The 19098-nt window shown below is 60.7% G+C and carries 17 protein-coding genes; 4 read left to right on the top strand and 13 right to left on the bottom strand.

Going from position 1 to position 19098, the window contains the following annotated elements:
- Nucleotides 1–13: 13 nt before the first annotated feature.
- The gene (locus MSNKSG1_RS13700; protein ID WP_008939881.1) at nt 14–1291 is read right to left on the bottom strand and encodes a cytochrome c; all 1278 of its coding nucleotides are present in this window, start codon (nt 1289–1291) and stop codon (nt 14–16) included.
- A gap of 71 nt (nt 1292–1362) precedes the next feature.
- Nucleotides 1363–3012, bottom strand: coding sequence for an MBL fold metallo-hydrolase (locus tag MSNKSG1_RS13695; protein WP_008939880.1), 1650 nt, complete (start codon nt 3010–3012; stop codon nt 1363–1365).
- A gap of 284 nt (nt 3013–3296) precedes the next feature.
- Here MSNKSG1_RS13695 and MSNKSG1_RS13690 point away from each other — a divergent pair, with 284 nt between their 5' ends.
- Complete coding sequence (locus tag MSNKSG1_RS13690) at nt 3297–3722, top strand: thioesterase family protein (protein ID WP_008939879.1); 426 nt, start codon at nt 3297–3299, stop codon at nt 3720–3722.
- Here the strand turns inward: MSNKSG1_RS13690 and MSNKSG1_RS13685 are convergent.
- From MSNKSG1_RS13685 to MSNKSG1_RS13665, 5 genes are all read right to left on the bottom strand, one after another.
- Nucleotides 3708–5000, bottom strand: coding sequence for an MATE family efflux transporter (locus MSNKSG1_RS13685; protein WP_008939878.1), 1293 nt, complete (start codon nt 4998–5000; stop codon nt 3708–3710). The two genes, MSNKSG1_RS13690 and MSNKSG1_RS13685, sit on opposite strands and share 15 nt — an antisense overlap.
- A gap of 152 nt (nt 5001–5152) precedes the next feature.
- A complete protein-coding gene (tpx, locus tag MSNKSG1_RS13680; RefSeq protein ID WP_008939877.1) occupies nt 5153–5650 on the bottom strand; it encodes a thiol peroxidase in 498 nt (165 codons plus the stop codon).
- A gap of 249 nt (nt 5651–5899) precedes the next feature.
- Nucleotides 5900–7120, bottom strand: coding sequence for a Bcr/CflA family multidrug efflux MFS transporter (locus MSNKSG1_RS13675; RefSeq protein WP_008939876.1), 1221 nt, complete (start codon nt 7118–7120; stop codon nt 5900–5902).
- A 230-nt stretch (nt 7121–7350) separates the two neighbouring features.
- On the bottom strand, nt 7351–8262 hold the full coding sequence (locus MSNKSG1_RS13670; RefSeq protein WP_008939875.1) for a LysR family transcriptional regulator: 912 nt from the start codon (nt 8260–8262) through the stop codon (nt 7351–7353).
- A 33-nt stretch (nt 8263–8295) separates the two neighbouring features.
- Nucleotides 8296–9549 carry an alpha/beta hydrolase gene (locus MSNKSG1_RS13665; protein ID WP_008939874.1) on the bottom strand — a complete coding sequence of 418 codons (1254 nt, stop codon included), beginning with the start codon at nt 9547–9549 and terminating at the stop codon, nt 8296–8298.
- 95 nt (nt 9550–9644) lie between these two features.
- On the opposite strand from MSNKSG1_RS13665, the gene MSNKSG1_RS13660 reads away from it, so the two are divergent.
- Nucleotides 9645–10316 (top strand): haloacid dehalogenase type II, encoded by a 672-nt coding sequence (locus MSNKSG1_RS13660; RefSeq protein WP_008939873.1) that lies wholly within the window; start codon nt 9645–9647, stop codon nt 10314–10316.
- Between the two features lie 136 nt (nt 10317–10452).
- Here the strand turns inward: MSNKSG1_RS13660 and MSNKSG1_RS13655 are convergent, their stop codons facing one another.
- Nucleotides 10453–11604, bottom strand: a complete 1152-nt coding sequence (locus tag MSNKSG1_RS13655) for an alpha/beta fold hydrolase (RefSeq protein ID WP_008939872.1) — start codon at nt 11602–11604, stop codon at nt 10453–10455.
- A 192-nt stretch (nt 11605–11796) separates the two neighbouring features.
- Here MSNKSG1_RS13655 and MSNKSG1_RS13650 point away from each other — a divergent pair, with 192 nt between their 5' ends.
- Nucleotides 11797–12693 carry an acyltransferase gene (locus tag MSNKSG1_RS13650; RefSeq protein ID WP_008939871.1) on the top strand — a complete coding sequence of 299 codons (897 nt, stop codon included), beginning with the start codon at nt 11797–11799 and terminating at the stop codon, nt 12691–12693.
- 15 nt (nt 12694–12708) lie between these two features.
- Here MSNKSG1_RS13650 and MSNKSG1_RS13645 read toward each other — a convergent pair whose 3' ends face one another.
- The 3 genes from MSNKSG1_RS13645 to MSNKSG1_RS13635 all read right to left on the bottom strand — a co-directional run bounded on the left by MSNKSG1_RS13645 (nt 12709) and on the right by MSNKSG1_RS13635 (nt 15724).
- Nucleotides 12709–12912 carry a hypothetical protein gene (locus MSNKSG1_RS13645; RefSeq protein WP_008939870.1) on the bottom strand — a complete coding sequence of 68 codons (204 nt, stop codon included), beginning with the start codon at nt 12910–12912 and terminating at the stop codon, nt 12709–12711.
- A gap of 58 nt (nt 12913–12970) precedes the next feature.
- Nucleotides 12971–14956: a ribonuclease R family protein gene (locus MSNKSG1_RS13640; RefSeq protein WP_008939869.1), complete on the bottom strand. Its 1986-nt coding sequence runs from the start codon at nt 14954–14956 to the stop codon at nt 12971–12973.
- A gap of 93 nt (nt 14957–15049) precedes the next feature.
- Nucleotides 15050–15724: a Fe2+-dependent dioxygenase gene (locus MSNKSG1_RS13635; protein WP_008939868.1), complete on the bottom strand. Its 675-nt coding sequence runs from the start codon at nt 15722–15724 to the stop codon at nt 15050–15052.
- Between the two features lie 125 nt (nt 15725–15849).
- Between MSNKSG1_RS13635 and MSNKSG1_RS13630 the strand changes: the two genes are divergently transcribed.
- Nucleotides 15850–16734 (top strand): hypothetical protein, encoded by an 885-nt coding sequence (locus MSNKSG1_RS13630; protein WP_008939867.1) that lies wholly within the window; start codon nt 15850–15852, stop codon nt 16732–16734.
- 27 nt (nt 16735–16761) lie between these two features.
- On the opposite strand, the gene MSNKSG1_RS13625 is transcribed toward MSNKSG1_RS13630, so the two are convergent.
- Together MSNKSG1_RS13625 and MSNKSG1_RS13620 are read right to left on the bottom strand one after the other, a co-directional pair.
- Complete coding sequence (locus tag MSNKSG1_RS13625; RefSeq protein WP_008939866.1) at nt 16762–18489, bottom strand: sensor domain-containing diguanylate cyclase; 1728 nt, start codon at nt 18487–18489, stop codon at nt 16762–16764.
- 120 nt (nt 18490–18609) lie between these two features.
- Nucleotides 18610–19059: a DUF411 domain-containing protein gene (locus MSNKSG1_RS13620; RefSeq protein WP_008939865.1), complete on the bottom strand. Its 450-nt coding sequence runs from the start codon at nt 19057–19059 to the stop codon at nt 18610–18612.
- Nucleotides 19060–19098: the final 39 nt, after the last annotated feature.

Genomic DNA, 19098 nt, shown 5'->3' with positions numbered 1-19098 from the left:
TCCGGGCAATGAATCAGGGCTGGCGGAGTTCGCCGATGCGAGCCTGCAGATTTTTCCAGGCCGGCCGGTCCACCTTCTTGCGCAGGAAATCCGCGAGTGCCACGAGGTCTTCATCGCTGAGGGCATCGTGGAAGGCCGGCATCACCACACCGTCGAGGCCAGAGGGGCTATCGATGCCTTCAAGGGTTACCCGAAGCAGGTTGGTGGGGTCGGGCGCGGTAACGGCGCTGTTCAGGCTCAGTTCCGGGCGCAGCAGATTGGGGGAATCCGGGTCGTTGGCATGGCAGGACGCGCAGGCTGCTGCGTAGATCTCCTCGCCGTGCCCCATTTGTCGTTGCCCGGCGGCCTTGGCGTCCCGGATGGCCGTAGCGGCGGTCTTCCGGGCCTCGGCAGCGTCGGTCCCATCGGCACCGGAGAGATCGTGGAAGTAGGTGGCCAGCGCATGGATATCCGAATCCGGGGCTTTGGCCAGCCCCTGATGGACGACTTCCGCCATCGATCCGGCCGCGACACCGTGCAGCGCAGAGCCGCCGTTCCGCAGGTACTGGTAAAGTTCTTCCTCGGTCCAGGCCACCGGTGTGCTATGGCTGGCATTCAGGGCCGGCGCGTACCAGCCATCTACCAGCGCACCGTCATACGCCGCGCCCGCCTGCTCGGCGCCGAAGTCATTGCGCGGTGAATGGCAGGCGGTGCAATGGCCGAGCCCTTCGGCGATATAAGCGCCACGATTCCAGGCGTCGCTTTTGTCAGCGTTGGGCTCAAACCGTTGGTCGTCGAAGAAGAGCAGTTTCCAGCCGGCCTGCAGCGGTCGCAGACTGAACGGGAATTCCAGTTGGTTGGCCGGCTTCTCCTGGGATACGGGATCCCGGGTCATCAGGTAGGCGTAGAGATCGTGCAGATCCTCGTCGGTCACCTTGGTGAAATGGGTGTAGGGGAACGCCGGAAACAGGTGCTCTCCCTCCCGGTCGACCCCTTCACGCAGGGCCCGGACAAAGGCTTCCTCGGACCAGTGGCCGATACCGGTGTCCGGGTCCGGTGTGATGTTGGCGGAATAGAGCGTGCCGAACGGTGTGGGGAAACTGACGCCCCCTGCGAAGGGCTTCTGATCGTTCGCTGTGTGGCAGGTGCCGCAGTTGCCCAGACCGGCCAGTACTTTGCCATGGTCAATATCGGCCTGCTTGAATGCACCTGCCGCCGGTGGGTCGATCCGGGAGATGGACGGATTCCAGACGATAATGAACGCGGCCACCACAAGGATGACGACGGCGCCCAGGATGACTCGCTTGATCACGTTGCGCTCCTCCAAACGGTTTTATTATGAAACCAGATACCAGCGTAGGAGGGAGTCGCTTAGGTTGCAAATCAGATGGGACCAGCCCCCTCCGTGGCACGCCAGTGATCTTCGGCATCCCGAGTCGCTCGACCGTCCTTTTCGAGTTTGAGCAGATGGGCAAGGAGCGAGCGCTGCGCGACGGCATGCAGTTGGGGGGGTACGTCGTCGTAGGCGGATTGGACCAGAATCTTCAAGGGTGCCGGTCCGTTCGCCTCAAGACTGCGGGCCACCTTGTGTTCCCGGGACAGTCGGTGGGTGATCAGGAAGTCGATGACGGCTTCCGGGTTACCCATCAGGAATCCATGGGCTGGCGCAATGTAGTGGATGGACTCCGCGAGCAACTCGTACAGGGATTCGATGTAGGCTTTCATGTCGCCGTCCGGTGGATTGATCACCACCGTCGAGCCCTGCATGATGTGGTCGCCGGCAAACAGCAGTGATTGTTCCACCAGCAGATAACACAGGTGGTTGGAGGCGTGGCCCGCCGTGTGAAGAACCTTCAGGAGGCCGGCTTCCGTCGCCAGAAGATCGCCGTGCCCGGGCTGGGTGTCCGGTTTGAACGTCTGGTCCTGGGAAGCGCCCTCGGGAGCCGGCCAGCCGAACACCCGACAGCCTGTTTTTTCCTTCAGCGTGCGAACCGCTGGCGAGTGGTCGATGTGGGTATGAGTGACCACCACCTGTTCGATATGGCCGCCCGTCAGTTCCAGGATCCGTTCGATGTGTACCGGATCGTCCGGGCCGGGATCCAGCACGGTGAACCGCTCCCGTCCCAGCAGGTAGGTGTTGGTCCCCGGACCGGTCATCATGCCGGGATTGGGTGCCGTCAGCCGGACCACGCCCGCGGCGATTTCCACCGGCTCGCCCGGTACGATTTCCGCCCGGGTGGAACCTTCGCCTTCCGGGTCCAGCTTCGCGGCCTCCTCGTAGGCCGGCGCACCCGGCTCCAGCATGACCGGTTTGCCTTTTTTCAGTGCCGGCCAGGGTTGGTCCGGCTGAGGCTCTGGCGGGTTGGCGTGGGCGTAGCGCATGAGCGCATCGGTGTTGTCGAAGTCGCTCAGCATCCGAAGCGTTCGGATCGTCGGCAGCCCCAGCAGGCGTTGACCATTGCGATGTTCTTCCAGTGCCTGCTCCGGTCGGATCCACACGTGATCGATGGTCTCAACACCGTCGTGTCCGGCCGATTGACCTTCCGGTGCGGTCGCCACAAAGAACCGGGTATCGAACCTACGGGGCGGGCCCGGCGGTGTGATCCAGTGGCTGAGGTACGCGAGCCGGTCGAGGGGGATGGTCAGCGCGTGTTGCTCGCACAGTTCAGCCAGCGACACTTTTCCGGCAAACAGCGCCTGTCGCGCAGAATGGACGGGATGATCGCCGTCGATCAGTTTGCCCTGGTCATCTTTTGCCAGGAGGATCCCGGCCTCCTCGAAACACTCCCGCACAGCCCCAAGCATGAAATCGGCCCCGCCTTCGTCCAGGCTCATAATCTGGCTGATCTCGGCGTCGCCGGCGCCGACGGCGTGAATACGGCCCCGGGGATCGCCCTCGTCCACAGCGCCGCCGGGAAACACGAAGTAGCCGGGGAGGAAAACCGCGTCCCAGGTGCGCTGGAGCAGAAGCACTTCCAGGCCTTCAGAGCTGTCTCGGGTCAGAACCAGTGTGGCTGCAGGGCGAATGTCCATAAAACGTCCGTTCATGAGTTTGTTGTAGGTGCGCCTCGACAATCGGAGGTGGTCAACGGGAAGCCCTGTCCAAAACTGTGCGGAGCCATGGATGGCGGAGCTCAAGCGCCACATGGACGTGCTTGAGCGGGTTTTGGACAGGGCTTGCCGTTGGCCACTGCACCGAAGCTGAAAGCGCCGGGATCCTGAGCAAGATAACCGAATTTCTTACCGGGTGAACAGTGCGGGGTAGAAGCGTATGATGCGTCGCCATCAGACATCCGAACACACGCAGGTATCCGACCGTGGCCCGAATCAAACTGTCCTTTCCCGATGACGTCTTTGTTTATGAAACCCTGATGCCGGTCCGTATTACCGACATCAATGGCGCGAATCACCTGGGCAACGATGCCCTCATTTCCATGCTCTCGGAGGCCCGGGCGCAGTTCATGGTGAAGTATGGGGTGGAGGAGACCGGTAACAAGGACGTTGGCATCATCGTTACTGATCTGGCGACCATGTATCAGTCCGAGTCCTTCTTCCCGGAGATGCTCCGGTTTGAAGTCGGGCTGATGGACTTCAACAAATATGGCGGTGATTTCGTGTTTCGCGTCACCAAGGCCGAGGGCGGGCAGCCGGTGGCGCTGGCGAAGTATGGGTTTGTCTTCTTCGATTACCAGCGCCGGGAAGTCGTGCCCATCCCGGAACGGTTCCGCTCACGCTTTGGCTGAGGCGGGGTCACTCGCCGTCAGTTGGCGCATGCCGGCGCGGTAGAACGAATAGGCCATGGCGCCGGCGAACAGATTGCCGATCAGCGCACCACTCATCAGTCCGAAGATGCCGTTGAGCTGACTGCCGATCCACAAGGCCGGCAGAAAGCACAGGAACAGGCGCAGTGTGGATACGAGCAACGCCCTCATGGCCAGTCCGAGGGCGTTGCACACCGACACCATGAGCATGCAGACCCCGAGTCCGCTGTAGCTGAGGGGGACTCTCAACAGATACCCTTCGAGTACCGACTGAACAGACTGATCGCTGCTGAACAGGTCGGACACCAGTCCGGAGGCCACAACCCAGGTGACCCCGATCGCCAGCTGCCAGACCACCACAAAACGCACCGCAATCCGGACCAGTTTGCGGATCTGGGGGATGTCATTTGCGCCCAGCATTCGTCCGATCATCGGTGGCATGGACATGGTCAGCGCCAGCACCACCACGATAGAGAAAAATTCCAGCCGCGTGCCAAGGCCCCAGGCCGCCACGGCCGCTGAGCCGAAACCGGCGACCAGGGCGGTCGCCAGCATTGCCGAGAGCGGTGGCATCAGCTGACTCACCATTGCCGGAGCCATGATGCGGTTGAGCTGTCTGAGGGAGTCGAACAGGGCCAGCTGGCTGAAATCAAAGCGGGCCCAACCGCGTTTGAACAACGCGGGATAAATCACCAGGCAGCCCAGCGCAAACGAGGTTACGGTTGCCCACCCCGCCCCGGGCAATCCCCAGTCGAAGATGAAAATGTACAGGTAATCCAGCCCGATATTGAGCAGGCTGGTCGCCATCATCATGTATCCGGGCAGTTTCGTGTCCCCATGCGAGCGGCACACGCTGTAGCCGAAATACAGGAAAGCACCGGTCCAGGCAGCAATGAGCCAGGGTACCCAGTAGCTCCGGATCAGTGGCAGCAGGCTGTCCTCGGCGCCAAGCGCGGCCATGATTCGACCCTGCAGTAGCCAGAGGCTCAGGCACAACACCAGCACCAGCGTGCCGCCAACGGTGATCACAAGGCCGCCGAGCCGATGGGAGCGCTGCTCGTCCCCTTCGCCCAACGTCCGCGAAATGATGGCGGTGGTGGCAATGCCCAGGCCCACCTGCAGGCCGATGATCAGTTGCTGCATCGGCAGGGTAAAGCCCAGGGCGGCGAGTGGGTCCCGGCCGAGCTGACCGATGAACGCACTGTCGGCCAGCTGGAATGTCATCAGAGACAACACGCCGAACAGCATCGGCCAGGTCATGGCATACAGCTGGCGGCCGAGGCTTTGATGGTTCGGTAATGGTTTCACAGGCGCCTGTAAGAATCAGGAGATGAGTGGAAGGCGCAAGAGTATAACGCAATCCGGCCACTGCACAGGAATCTGCAGTGGCCGGAGGGGTTGCGACGGAAGGGTCAGAGAGCGTTCAACGCGGAGTCGTAATCCGGCTCGTTCTTGATTTCATCGACCAGCTGGCTGTGCAGTACCTTGTTGTTCTCGTCCAGTACAACGACGGCCCGGGCGCACAGACCGGCCAGGGGGCCATCCTGGATCGCGACGCCATAGTCCTGCTGGAAGCTGTAGTTCCGGAAGGTCGAGAGGGTTTCAACGTTCTTGATACCTTCGGCGCCACAGAAGCGGGAAGCCGCGAAGGGCAGGTCGGCGGAAACCACCAGCACGACGGTGTTGTCCAGGCTACCGGCCTTTTCGTTGAACTTGCGGGTGGATGCCGCACACACGCCGGTGTCGATGCTGGGAATGATGTTCAGAATCTTGCGTTTGCCGGCCCAGTTATCCAGCTTCACCTCTTCCAGACCGCTGTTGGTCAGAGTAAAGGGGGGAGCGTTGTCGCCCGGCTGGGGAAATTTGCCGCTCAGTTCGATGGGGTTGCCGTCCAGGGTGACTTTGCTCATTCGGTGCTCCTCGGAATTTTTGGTTCGTGGTCATTCAACATACTGTTATCAGAGTAGTTTGGATGACTCTTATTGTCATTATCATTGGCGGCGAGTGCGATCGTGTGGTGGGGATGCCCCATCCGAAACACGCTCCTTGCGGCACATCCATGTGGCGCTTGAGCTCCGCCATCCATGGCTTCGCACAGTTTCGGATGGGGCATCCCCACCACACGATTAACGGGTAGCGCGGAATGTTGTTGGACGGGGTTACCGCCCCGACGCGCTCTGGGGCTCGAATCCGGTGGCGGGAAAACGCTGGACCAGCAGGAGGTAGCAAGCCAGTGCCAAAACGGCGCAGATGGCGATGATGGAGGCCATCGTGAGGGATGTGCCGTCATGAAGGTGTCCGACCAGGGCGCCGGTCAGGGCCGCTACCGACATCTGTACGAAGCCGAACAGCGAGGATGCAGAACCCGCCATCCTGGGGAAGTTGCTGAGGGCCCCCGACATGGTCTGGGGAAGCACCATGCCGGTACCGATCATGAACAGTGCCTGGGGAAGAATCACCGCCCAGACGTTGTAGACTTCGTTATACGCCAGGAAGGCCATGATGCTGCCGCCGGTTACCGCAATGAGCAGTCCGCGAACCAGAATCTGGTCTGGCATCATCCGGTTCCCCAGTCGCACCGCTGCCAGGTTGCCGATGATGAAACCGGCGACCATGCAGGCGAAGTAGAGCCCGAAGTGCTCGGGGGCCACACCCAGGAATTCGATCAGTACAAACGACGACCCGGACAGGAAAGCGAACAGCGCCCCGAAAATGGTGGCGTTGGTGAGGGTATAGCCGAGGAAGCTGATGTCCGTCGCGATGATGCGGTAGTTCTGCAGCAGCTTGCGCGGTTTCAGCGGCTGGCGGTATTCCGCCCGCATCGGCTCAGGAATGCCATAGGCTACGATCACGGCCATCACCAGCGCATACCCGCCCAGGGCGATAAAAATGGAAGCCCATCCCAGGCCGGATACCAGCAATCCCCCAAGGGTGGGTGCGACGGCCGGTGCAACGGCCATGATGCTGGCCAGAACCGCCAGGATTTTCGAGGCTTCCCGAGGAGTATAGATGTCCCGGATGGCGGCCCGCCCCAGTACAGGGCCGGCGGAGCCGCCCAGTGCCTGGAGGAAACGGCAGAACTGGAGGGTCTCGATGTTGGTGGCCAGGGCACAGCCGACGCTCGCAGCTGCAAACAGTACAAAGCCCCCGATCATGATCGGTTTCCGGCCAAATCGGTCGGCCAGCGGGCCACAGATCAGCTGGGCAATGGCGAAGCCCACCATGTACAGGCTCAGCGTCAGCTGGACCTGATCGGTCCCGGCGCCGAAATCGGCTCCGATCTGTGGCAACGCCGGCAGATACATGTCCGTCGCGAGCGGCCCGAGGGCCACGGCAGCGGCGAGCAGTATGGTTGTCCAGATACTGGTCAGTGTGAGCATTGGTTTTCCGGTCATCGCTTCTGCATCAGGGGGAACGGGACAGGGATAGTCGCCCCGGAACACGCTCAAGCACATCCCTGTGACGCTTGGGCTTCGCCATCCATGGCTCCGCACAGTTCCGGGGCGACTATCCCTGTCCCGCTAAACTTTCAGTGAACAGAGTCTAGGGGCTGAACCGGCAAAAAATAACGGCGTGGGCGTTCATACAACACATGAACAAAATTAATTGATTAGTCGTCGAGCGCATTCATGGCGGCGGCCACTGCATTTATCTGGTTGCGCAGCCACTTGTGGGCGGGGTCGTCCTGGTTGCGACGATGCCAGAGCATGAGCAGGGTAAAGGGCTTGAAATCAAAGGGTAGGGGGACGGAGGCGAAGTCCCGGAGCAGATGTTTGCCCATGAGTTCCGGTGCGGTGGCCAGCATATTCGTGCCCCGAAGGAATTCGGGCAGGCCCGAGAAGTTGGAGACCGTGACCACGTCCCGGCGCGTCAGGCCCCGTGCCGTCAGAGAGGTTTCCAGCGCTGGCTTTTCGCCGGCGGCAAACAGCAGGGCGATGTGGTCCGCCTTCAGGTATTCCGGGAGGTCCCTGGGTGGTTCCCGGTGGTCGGGATCGTAGAAAACCACCATGCGGTCCGCCATCAAGCCACGTTGCATGATGTCGGTGGCCTCGGGTGCATGGGGCGAGATGATCAGGTCGCAGGCGTCCTTACGGAGCATCTCGGCACTGGGAATGCCGGAGGGAACCACCTGCAGGCGGATGCCCGGTGCTTCCCGCCGCAGAATGGTCAAAAGCCCGGGTAGCAGCAGGTCCCGCTGATAGTCGTTGGCCGCGATGGTAAACGTGAACTCGGCGGTGGCCGGTGTGAACGGTGGTCCGGCGGACAACGACCGAATGTCATCCAGTATCTGCCGGATGTGGGGGCCTGCCTGCAGGGCGTAGCGGGTAGGGACGATGCCCCGGCCGGATTTCACGAACAGGGGGTCGCCCAGGGTTTGTCGCAGGCGTTCCAGGGTGTGACTCACGGCGGACTGGGTGACGCCGAGCTTCACCGCCGCCCGCGAGACGCTGCCTTCATCCAGCACGGCCAGGAAGGTGCTCAGGGCCCGGAAATCGAGGTTCAATGTATCAATCGGGTTCATGAATGGCAGTGTAACCCGATGCTGGGCGCGCCGCTATGGCTGGTCTGCTGGCCGGAGGGTTGTCAGGAACTTCGCGATCTGGTCGGCCATGTCCGGAAACCAGGGGTTCCAGGTCAGGCGGCTGGTGGGAACGGCGCCGGGCTCGCCATGCCAGGCGCTGAACCAGAGTTCCTCCGGTGACAGTTGCCGGCAGGTCTCCACGGACATCTGGTTCGGTTCCAGGCAACGCTGCAGTGGTGCGCCCGGACCGTAAAGTTCGTTGCTGGCCGATATCGCCAGGGACTGATGGGAGAACTCCAGGATGTTGAACTGCGGCAGGAAGCTGTTTCGGCTTTCGATGCGCGGGCTCTGACGGGTTTCCGGCCATGGTTGGCGGAGATCGCGAAAGACCAGCATGCGGCTGTCAGGATGGGTAAAGCGATTCCGGAACTGTTGCACCAGATAGTCGAGGTTGATGACTGAATCGGCTTCGGTGGCCACCAGAAACAGCGGCAGGTCCCAGTGCTGGCGGGACTCCAGAAGGTCCTGGGTCTCGCTCAGAACGTCGGCGGTCTGGGCACCGGCATTAAAGGCAAGGGACTCGTATTTCACCGGATTCAGTTCCGGTTCTTCTTCCACAAAGTCCCCGAACAGGTCGGCTACCCGGGCCAGCCAGAGGTAACTTCCAAGACCATTGAGCTCCCAGGCGGGCGCAAGTGCCACCAGACCAGCCGGTGTCGGGTCCTGGCCGGAAAGCGCGTACTCCGTCGCCAGGGCGCCACCCAGCGAGAAACCTCCGATAAAGGGACGATCCACCGACTCGGCCAGTGCCCGGAAATGATTGCGCACCTGCTGCCTCCACACCGAGGCGCTGGCCCGAATCATGTCCCCCGGACGTGTGCCATGGCCCTGAAGCAGCAGGGTGCGGACTTCCACGCAGCGGTCGGAAAGGTAGTCCGCCAGATCCTGGAAAACGAACGGCGAGTCGCTCAGTCCATGAATCAGGAGTATTCCCGTGGATTCTCCGGACGGACAGCCCTTGGCGGCGACTCGCCTGAAAGGCAGATTCCAGTCAATCTGCTGTTCCCGGGGGAATCCATCGAGGGCAACCCGGTTCGCCTCCAGCACGGCGCGGACGCGATCGCGATAACTGTCGAAGTCCGTTACCGGCTCGGCCGCGATCTGCTGACTGCCGGCCGTATAAAGGGATGGATCGGAGGCGCAGGCAGTCGTCGAGCTGAGTAAGGTCAACAGCAGAATGGTGCGAAACCACCGCTTTGCGTTGGGTATGGTGAAAAACGAGGCCATCGGGGTTCCGTGGAATATCCTTTCGAATGAGGCGTGCCTCAGTATACGCTGGCAACAGATGGTTCAGATGATACGGCCCAACGGGAGGCAATGGCATGACGCTGCATGTGGCATTCGATGTATACGGAACCCTGGTTGACCCGATGGGTATGGCGGAGCTGCTCCGGCCCGAGGCCGGTGAAGACGCGGCTGGCGTGGCAGCTCTGTGGCGGGAGAAACAACTGGAATTCTCGTTCCGGAAGGGCTTGATGAAGGCCTATGAGGATTTCGGGGTGTGCACCCGCCAGGCGTTGCGGTTTGCCATGGCAACCCGGCAGCTGCCTCTGACCGCCGAGCGGGAGGAGGAGCTGATGGCAGCCTACCTGGCCCTGCCCGCGTTCGATGACTCGTTGCCCGCGCTTCAGACCCTGAAGGGCAAATATCCCTTGTTCGCTTTTTCCAACGGCAGCTATCCGGCGTTGGAAAAGGTTCTGGGCCATAACAATCTGCTGGCGCAGCTGGATGGCCTGGTTTCGGTGGACGATATCAAAAGCTTCAAACCGGATCCGGCGGTCTACGCCTACGCGCGACGGGCAACCGGCGCCTGGGAGCAGCCGCTGTGTCTGGTCTCCAGCAACGCATGGGATGTCATCGGGGCAAGGGCGGCAGGACTTCACGCCATCTGGGTGCAGCGGGACTCCGGAAAGGTTTTTGAAGACTGGGGCATCCAGCCGTCGGCGATTATTAATAGCCTTTCAGAGTTGTCCTCTGCTCTGGAAGCCCTCTAGAGTCGGAGTAGGCAGGGATCGGGTAGCGCTGTCCAAAACCCGCTCAAGCACGTCCATGTGGCGCTTGAGCTCCGCCATCCATGGCTCCGCACAGTTTTGGACAGCGCTACCCGATCCCTGCCGCCATGCTCCAATACTAGTCGGACCGCTCGGCCAGCCACTGCGCCATTTCCAGCCAGCTCTTTTTCGGCGCTTTGCTGCCGGCCAGGATGCCCATATGGCCGCCGGGGACGACCCGGAAAGTTTTGTCATGGGAGCGGACGTGGTCCATCACCCGTTTGGCGGCGCCCGGTGTGACCATGGTGTCCTCGCTGCCGGCGATGGCCAGTAAGTTGGCATTTACATTTTCCAGCCGGGCAATGTCTTCACCTACCTGGATCTCGCCTTTGGACAGCTGGTTGTCGATCCAGACGCGGACGACGGTGTCCTGAATGATGCCGCCGGGATAGGCGACCATCCGGTCCAGGAACGCCGAGGTGGTGGCGTGGTTGGTGACGAACTCCCGGTCACCCAGGCGGACAATCAGTTCCCAGTACCCCATCAGGCTGCCGACAGGGTTGGTCAGCTTGAAGCCGATGGTATTGGCCCAGCCCGGGGTGTGGAACCAGTGGGGCTTGAGGTTGTGCAGCCGGAACCCGGTGCGTTTGCGGATGATCTCTGCCACTTCGGCAATGCCCTGAGAGGCCAGCCCCATGAAGCCCGAGGCATGACTGTCGATGGGGGAGCCAAGGATGATGGCATTGCGCACGTGCTGGTCCCGGCTGAGAGCCGAGTAGAACAGGGTGAACATGCCGCCCATGCTCCAGCCATGCAGCGACAGGTCCTGCTCGCCACTGTGTTCACGGACCCGGTTCAGATAGGCCGGCAGCAGCTCCGCGACATAGGTGTGCAGGTTGTAATGGCTGTGTTCCCGGGTGGGTACGCCCCAGTCGATTAGGTAGACCTCGAAGCCCTTGGCCCGGAGGAACCGAACCAGGCTACGCTGAGGGAACAGGTCGTAAATGAGCATGTTCACCGCCAGTGGCGGGATGATGACGATGGGAGTACGGTGCGTGGTACGTTCCACCGGGATGGTCATGTCATCCAGTTCGATAAAGTCCTCCTTGAGGGGAGGATAGTACCGAAGGCTGACAAGGCCGTCCGTCTCGACGGTTTCGAAGGCGGTCAGGCCGGCCTTGACCAGGCTGGCGGCCCGAAAGACCCGGTCGAAAGCATTGCCCGCGTATCCAGCGGTGTGCCGGGAGAGGCCAGACGCTTTATGCAGGGCAGTTTTGAGTGGATTGAGCATGAATGAGTCCAGGGACAACCGAGTATCAGGAATACGTAAAAGAATTGTCCAGAGGCTAACCCTTTGGATTAAATGTCGCTATGGCAGATTCGTCGAAGCTGACGGGCAGGTCGGTCACTTGCGGCCACTGCCCATTGGGCATCAGGCTTGCTATCATTCAGCGCCGAAGACAACAACCAGAACAGGATGGCTATGCTCAGTTTTCTGCCCCCACCCGTGATAGGCGTTCTCAATGCGGTGCTGCTTGGAATCAACACGCTTTTCTGGTGCGTTCTCCTCTATATTCCTGCCATTCTCAAGCTGATCGTGCCGATCAAGGGGTTCCGGGTGCTCTGCACCAGGATGATCATTGCCCTTGCCGAGGCCTGGGTTGCCGGTAACGTTGGCTGGATGAAGCTGACCCATGGTACCCGCTGGTCCGTGGACGGGGCCGAAAAGCTGGAACGTCAGAGCTGGTATCTGGTACTGAGCAATCATCAGAGCTGGGTGGATATCCTGGCCATGCAGCGGGTGTTCAATCGTCGCGCACCGTTCCTGAAATTCTTCCTCAAACAGCAGTTGATCTGGGTGCCGGTGATTGGCCTGGCATGGTGGGGGCTGGATTTCCCCTTTATGAAGCGCTACAGCCGGGAATACCTGATCAAGCACCCGGAGAAGCGGGGAGAGGATTTGCGGGCAACCCGACGGGCGTGTGAGCGGTTCCGTTATACGCCGGTCAGCGTGATGAACTTTGTCGAGGGTACCCGTTTCACCCAGGCCAAACACGACAAACAGAAGTCACCCTACCAACACCTGCTTGTGCCCAAGGCCGGCGGTGTGGCGTTCGTACTGGATGCGATGGGGGATTCCATCGAGACATTGGTGGATGTGACCATTGCTTACCCCGGTGGCGCCCCAACCTTCTGGGACTTCCTGTGCGGCCGGGTGCCCGACATCCGTATGGACATCGAGACTCAGCGCATTCCGGATCATCTCAAGGGCCGGGATTATGCCTCGGACGCCGAGCATCGTCGGAACGTCAAAGACTGGCTCGCAGGCCTCTGGCACGCCAAGGATGAACGACTCACCCGGATGCTGGCGGATCGTTAAACCGCCAGGGCGGACTCAGCGGTCGTCGCTGTCGTCCACTTCATCCGGATGTTCCCGCTTGTAACGCTCCCACTCTTCCCAGTCATGCGGGGTGCCGGCGTGGGGGCGACGCAGGTGCGTGGCGTGCTCCATGGCGTTATGGCGCAGACTGTGATCCCGCTCCTCGTCGTCTTCGTCGAAGCCGTATTTTTTCAGGAACTCCTGCGGACTGATGGGCATGGCGCATCTCCGTGTTGCTGTGTTCCAGTCTCTACGATGCGCCCGCCGGTCCGGTTTTTCAATCGTTCGCTTTGTCTGCGTCGGCCGGAATCGCCTCGGCGTTCACCAGCTTGAAGTTGATCTGGCGCCGCTCGTCGTCCACGCCTGAAAAGCGTACATCGACCCGCTGATCCAGCTGGAAAATCCGACCGTTCTTGTTGTGGATCAGGCGAAGGGTGATCGGATCGAAGCTGTACTTGCCTTCAAGATCCTTGCAGCTGACGAAGCCTTCCAGGCCGTTGCAATCCAGGCGTACAAAGAAGCCCGACGGCATGGTCCGGCTGATGCTTCCGGCCATGGGGTCGTCGCTGAGGGATTTGGCGTAATCGCTCTTGAGCCAGGCTTCCAGAGCATTGGCGGCCTGCCGGGCCCGGAGCTGGCTGGCCTGAAGAGCGTCAAGCTGCTGGGCGTTCAGCGGTTTGATGGGGGTGTCCCAGAGCGCGGCCTTGATCAGGCGGTGCACGTAGAAGTCCGAGAATTTCCGCAGTGGTGAGGTAAAGGTGGTGTAGGCCGCCAGCCCCATGCCCTGGTGCGGTGCAGCCTCGAAACCCAGCTCGGCACGGGCCAGCTGGCGGGCAAGAATCGACTTGACCGGCACCTCTGCTTCCAGTTCGCCGGTCTGTTTCATCAGGGTCTTGAAGCCCTGGGCCGAACCCGCGTCCACTTCCGCCAGATGGGGCGCATGGTCCTCCAGCAGTTTGCGGATGTTTTCGGCGCGGTCTTCGCGCAGGCCCGAATGCTGGATGAAGAGGCCCTGGCCCTGCTGTCGGAGAAAATCGGCCGCACAGCGGTTGGCGGCCACCATGCATTCCTCCACCAGCCGATGGGCCTCGTTCTGTACCGAGGGCTCGATCACGCGAATCCGCTTGTTTTCATCCAGACGCAGGCGGAATTCCGGCCGGTCCGCGCTCAGCAGGGCATGCTCGTCGCGCCACTTGCGCAGGGCCGTTGCGGCCTGGTGAAGCTGGTCCAGGCTGTTGGCGACGACGTCCGGCAGCGCCTTGATTTCGTCGTCTTCGCGGCCCTCGATCAGGTGGGCGACCAGGTCATAGCTGAGCTTTCCACGTGACTGGATCACAGCCTGATGAAAATGGTAGTCACCAAGGCTGCCATCGTTGTTGACCTGAAGGTCACACACCAGAGCCAGCCGTTTGACATCCGGCATCAGCGAGCACAGGCGTGTACTGATCGCGTCCGGCAGCATCGGCAGTGGTTCGCCGGGGAAGTAAATGGCAGTCGCCCGGTTAAAGGCTTCCTCTTCGGCCGGAGTGCCGGGCGGAATGACCGCAGTGGGGTCGGCAATGGCAATGGACAGGGTCCAGCCCGTGGCATTGGGGGTTGCCATCAGGGCGTCGTCCATGTCCTGGGTGCCCGGGCTGTCGATGGTCACGTAGGGTTGATCGGTGCGATCCTCCCGGCCATCAAACTCGCTGGCAAGACTCTCATCACTGAGCGTGTCTGCCTGTTGCAGGACCGACTCCGGCCAGGTGTCGGCCAGGTCGAAGCTGGCCAGGGTGAAGGAACGTTCGATGCCCGGTTCGCCGGATTTTCCGATGACCCGGAGAACCCGTGCCTGTCCCTTGCCATCCTTGAACGGATGCCGGTGGATCTGGCAGTAGATGTAGTCGTCCGGCTGCGCGCCTTTGCGTTCCTTGGGCGGGATGAAAATCCACCGATTGATTCCGGGCGTGTCCGGGGCCACAAAATGACCTTTGCCCCGGACCAGATAGCGGCCGACAAACGTGGTCAGGTGAGTTTCGAGCACTTCCTCCACTTCGCCCTGGGTCTTGCCCTTTTCGACCTCGTGTTCGGTGACGTTCACCCGGTCCCCGGGCAGCACCTTCTGCATTTCTTCCGGGGGAAGAAAGACGTCCCGGCCCTCGTCGAGGGCGACAAAGCCGAAGCGACCGTTTGTGGCCTTCACCGTCCCGGGGAAGACCACCTTGTTGTCCTTGATGTCCGATTTGAGCTGGCGCAACTGGCTAAGAGCGTCGGCATTGAGCATGGAAGAGGAACCTGGCTGCAAAATATGGATGTTGGGGCGGAGTATAACGGTTATGGCGGCAGCCGTCAGATAACAGGTTGTAACCCTGAAAGATCAGATCTCCACCCAGAATCGCTGCAGGTTGGCCAGTGATTTGGTCAGCAGGTCGAACTCCGCGGTTTTTCCATCCCGCTCGAAGATCTGGCGCCGCGCCGTGTCCAGGTCGAACAGGACCTCACGGTGGGCGGGATCACGGATGGTGCTTTGCACCCAACCCACGGCGACCCGACGCTGGCCCCGGGTGACCGGCTCTACGCGATGCAGGGTCGAGGACGGGTAGATCACGGCCGAGCCGGCCGGAAGTTTGTAGGCTTGCTCACCGGCCGTGGTGTCTGTCACCAGTTCGCCGCCGTCGTAGCTGTCCGGGTCGTCCAGAAACAGGGTGAATGAAACGTCGGTGCGAATCCGGTGCTCGCCCTGGCCCATCACCGGATCGTCCACGTGATTGCCATAGGTCATGCCGTCGCGATAGCGGCTGAACAGGATGGGCGTCATTTTCAGCGGACGGACCGCCATCTGGAAGACCGGGTGACGGCTGAGGGCCTGGCCGACGTCGGAACGAAGTTCCCGAAGCGCTTCCTGACCCGCGGCAATCTGCTCGTTGTTTTTGACCAGCTTTGCATGCCAGCCGGCCGTCGTGCGACCGTCTTCGAAGTCACTGCGGTCCAGGACTTCACGGATACGGGACAGGCCTGGGTCGTCAAGCAGGTTGCCAATACAAAGAATCATGAAATCTACACCCTGAATAGGAATTATTTGCAATCGCATAATTGTTTGAGCATCATGCCTCAACCCACAACATGCATCAAGGTTGTCCCGTAGCGGCCTCACGCGACAGATCAGGAGAACAGGATATGAAAGACCAGAAAATCAAATTATGGATGGGAATTGGCGTCGCCACCATTCTGTCGAGTTCCGGTGCCATGGCCGGTGAAGGCGGGGAATCCGGCCATGACGAGATGATGAAGTCATCCCACTACGATGGTGGTGAAGGCGGCGAGATGGGCGAAGCCTTCCTCTATTTTCCCGCTGACAACGGCGGTGGCGAAGGTGGTGAAGGCGGAGAATCCGGTTCCCCACAGGTGTCCGCCGTCCGTTCCGATGGTGTCTACATCGCCATGATCGAGATGATGCAGGGCCATATGATGGCCGCCCGTGACCTGATCCGGTCCGGCGATGTGGCCGATGGCCGGCCCCACCTGACCCATCCCTGGGTGGAGATCTACCCGGCGCTGGAAGACGGACTGAGGGCGCGTGGCCAGTCTGAACTGGGCAAGGCGCTCGAGACCCTGTCAGCGACCGCGGGCCGGACCAATCAGTGGTCTGACGTCGAAGCCGACTTCGAGAAAGCCTGGCGGGCGACGGAAAAAGCCATGGCAGCCGCTTCAGGCGACGACGCCCAGGCACCGGCGACGGTTGCACGGGTGGTGCTGTCTCTGACCAAACAGGCGGTTCTGGAATACGACGGGTCGGTGGAGGATGGCGCTTTCGTCGCTATTCACGAATATCAGGACGGACGTGGCTTCGTTCTGGCGGCGGAGGAATACCTCGCCCGTCATAAGGCCCGGCTCCAGGCGAGCAACAAGGAGGCCTGGCGTCATGCAATGACGGCATTCGACGAACTCAAACAGGTCTGGCCTGCGTTCGATGCGCCGGAAAAGCCGGTCGTGGCTGTCCCTAACGCCTATGCCGCCCAGGCCCGCCTGGAACTGGCGCTGTCGCCCTACCTCTATCAGTAACGATCGATCTGTGCCGGGGGCCGAACCTCAGAGTTCAGTTTCCGGCACGGGTGTCTCGTCGTTCCTGGACACGATGCAGACGCGGTTGCGGCCCTGCTCCTTGGCTTCGTACAGGGCTCGGTCGGCTTCCCTCAGAATGCCGTCACTGGTGTCGCCCGGCTGGCACAGATACCCCCCGACACTCACCGTGACCGGTGTGCCGGTTTTCCGGCTTTCCTCTTCAACAGAATGCCGGATGCGGTTGGCGATCTGCGAGAGGGTATGAGCATCGCACGGGGACAGGATTACTACGAATTCGTCACCCCCCCAGCGGCCTGGTGCATCGTAGGGACGGACTCCGGCTTTGAGCCAGAGCGCCACGCGACACAGGATTTCGTCTCCCGCCTGATGCCCGAGCTGATCATTGATTGCTTTGAAATGATCGATGTCGAGCCAGATCAGCCCGAAACGGTTGTCCTGGCGCCGTGAGCGCTGGATTTCTTCGTCAAGCAGTTCATCCAGGCCCCGGCGGTTCTTCAGGCCGGTCAATGGATCGATCCGGGCCAGTCGGCTGAGTTCATCGGTTCTCTGCGCCACCTTGTTTTCCAGTTCCCGGGTCGAATCCTTCATCGAGAGTGTCATTTTCTCGAAGTGGTCGGCCAGTCGACCGATTTCGTTATCAGGCTTGTCGAGGCGAGGCAGGGAAAAGTTGCCTTCCCGTACCCGTTTCACCGCACTTTCCAGGCCCATGATCGGTTTGAGGATTCTCGACTGGATGATGTAGTGGAACAGCAACAGCGTCACCAGCAGGGCAACCAGAAATACCGCGACAAGAGGCAGCAGATAGCTGCGAGGCACCAGGGTATTGAGGTCCAGAAGGGTGATCTCGAACCAGCCAATCGCCGGAAGATAAGCGACGCCGGCCAGGTGTTCCCGGCCATCCACCGTCACGAAGCCACTCTCGACCTGCCCGGCCTGATCCGACCGTTTCTTGAGCATCGCCAGCATGCCCAGTATCTGTTGTTTGTCTTCCGGTTCGTCAAACAACAAATCGACGGTGTTTTTCTGCCCCTCGGGTTTCACGATCGTGGCGAAATCAATGTAATTGCGGTCGCGATAGAGCTGGATGGCACCGTTGTGGTCAACAAACAACGTGGTGATGCCGTCCTGATTGATGTCGACAATGTCCTTGAGAAAGTCGTCGAGATTGAGCCCGGTGCCCACCATGCCCACAATGTCGCCCTGTTCGTTGCGCATCAGGACGTCGATCCAAAGCTTGGTAACGCCGAGTTCGGTATCCGGATTCACGTTCAAGTGGAAATCCCGGCCTTGGGAGATCAGCTGGAAGAACCAGGCATCATCCGGCTTGTTGGGATCCAGTACGTAGCGGAACTGTTTGCCGGCGAATTCATTCCTGGCGTTGTTGTAGTAGTAATGGTTGTTCTTGCGCAGTGCCAGGAAATAACTGTTGTCCCGGAAATTGGTGCGGAAGCTCTCCGCCTGACGGAGTGCATCCTGTTCCAGCGCCTTGTTGTCCGGCTGTTCCGCCCATTTGACCAGGGCGGACGAGTCGGCCATCTGCCGGGCAAGGCCAATTTCCCGTTCCAGCGATTGCAACAGGCGGGCACTGTCGTACCGCACCTGAATCTCGGCCACCTGCTGGCCCCAGCGCTGGATGATGTCTTCGGATAGCTGCTGATAGGCCAGCCACGACGCCGTTGCTGCGAGAACAAGTAGCGTTGCGGCAAGGCCCAGGATGCGGGTTTTGAGACTCAAGCTTCTTCCTTGCCCTGATTCTGTCGTATTTTAGCCATGATAAAACACTGTCTGGCGACAGTGTAGAAAAAATAGACAGAAAATCTGCCCCCGGCGAGGTTCCTTTGGCCGGGGTAATGATCAATTGTATTCGGAGAACACCCGGGACTGGCCCGCGCTATTGAACAGCATGATCTTGTAATGGTCTTTCCGGTTGCCCATCTCCATACCCGGAGAACCGACGGGCATGCCCGGAGCACTCAGGCCACGGGCCTGGGGTGATTCGGCGATCAGACGACGAATATCCCGGGCAGGCACATGTCCCTCGATCACGTAATCGCCAATGAACGCCGTGTGGCAGCTGGCCAGGGCAGGTGTGAGCCCGGCGTCGGCCTTGATGCGGTTGAGGTTGTTGGTATCCGTTACCTCGACGTTGAAGCCGCTATCCTTCAGATGGTCGACCCAGCCCTCGCAACAGCCACAGGTTGGCGACTTGTAGACGTGGATATCGGGGTTGGCATCATCCGCCAACAGGGGTGAGCTCAATCCCGAGGCGGCCAGAAAGCCGAGCGCCAATGCGTGTTTTTTCATAGTGATGTCTCAATGATGTTGATGTTCTTCGGTTTTGTC

This window comes from Marinobacter santoriniensis NKSG1, from assembly GCF_000347775.1.
In the GTDB taxonomy this organism is placed as follows: domain Bacteria; phylum Pseudomonadota; class Gammaproteobacteria; order Pseudomonadales; family Oleiphilaceae; genus Marinobacter; species Marinobacter santoriniensis.
The sequence above is the reverse complement of the archived record's forward strand: the minus strand, read 5'-3'. Positions and strand labels throughout refer to the sequence as shown.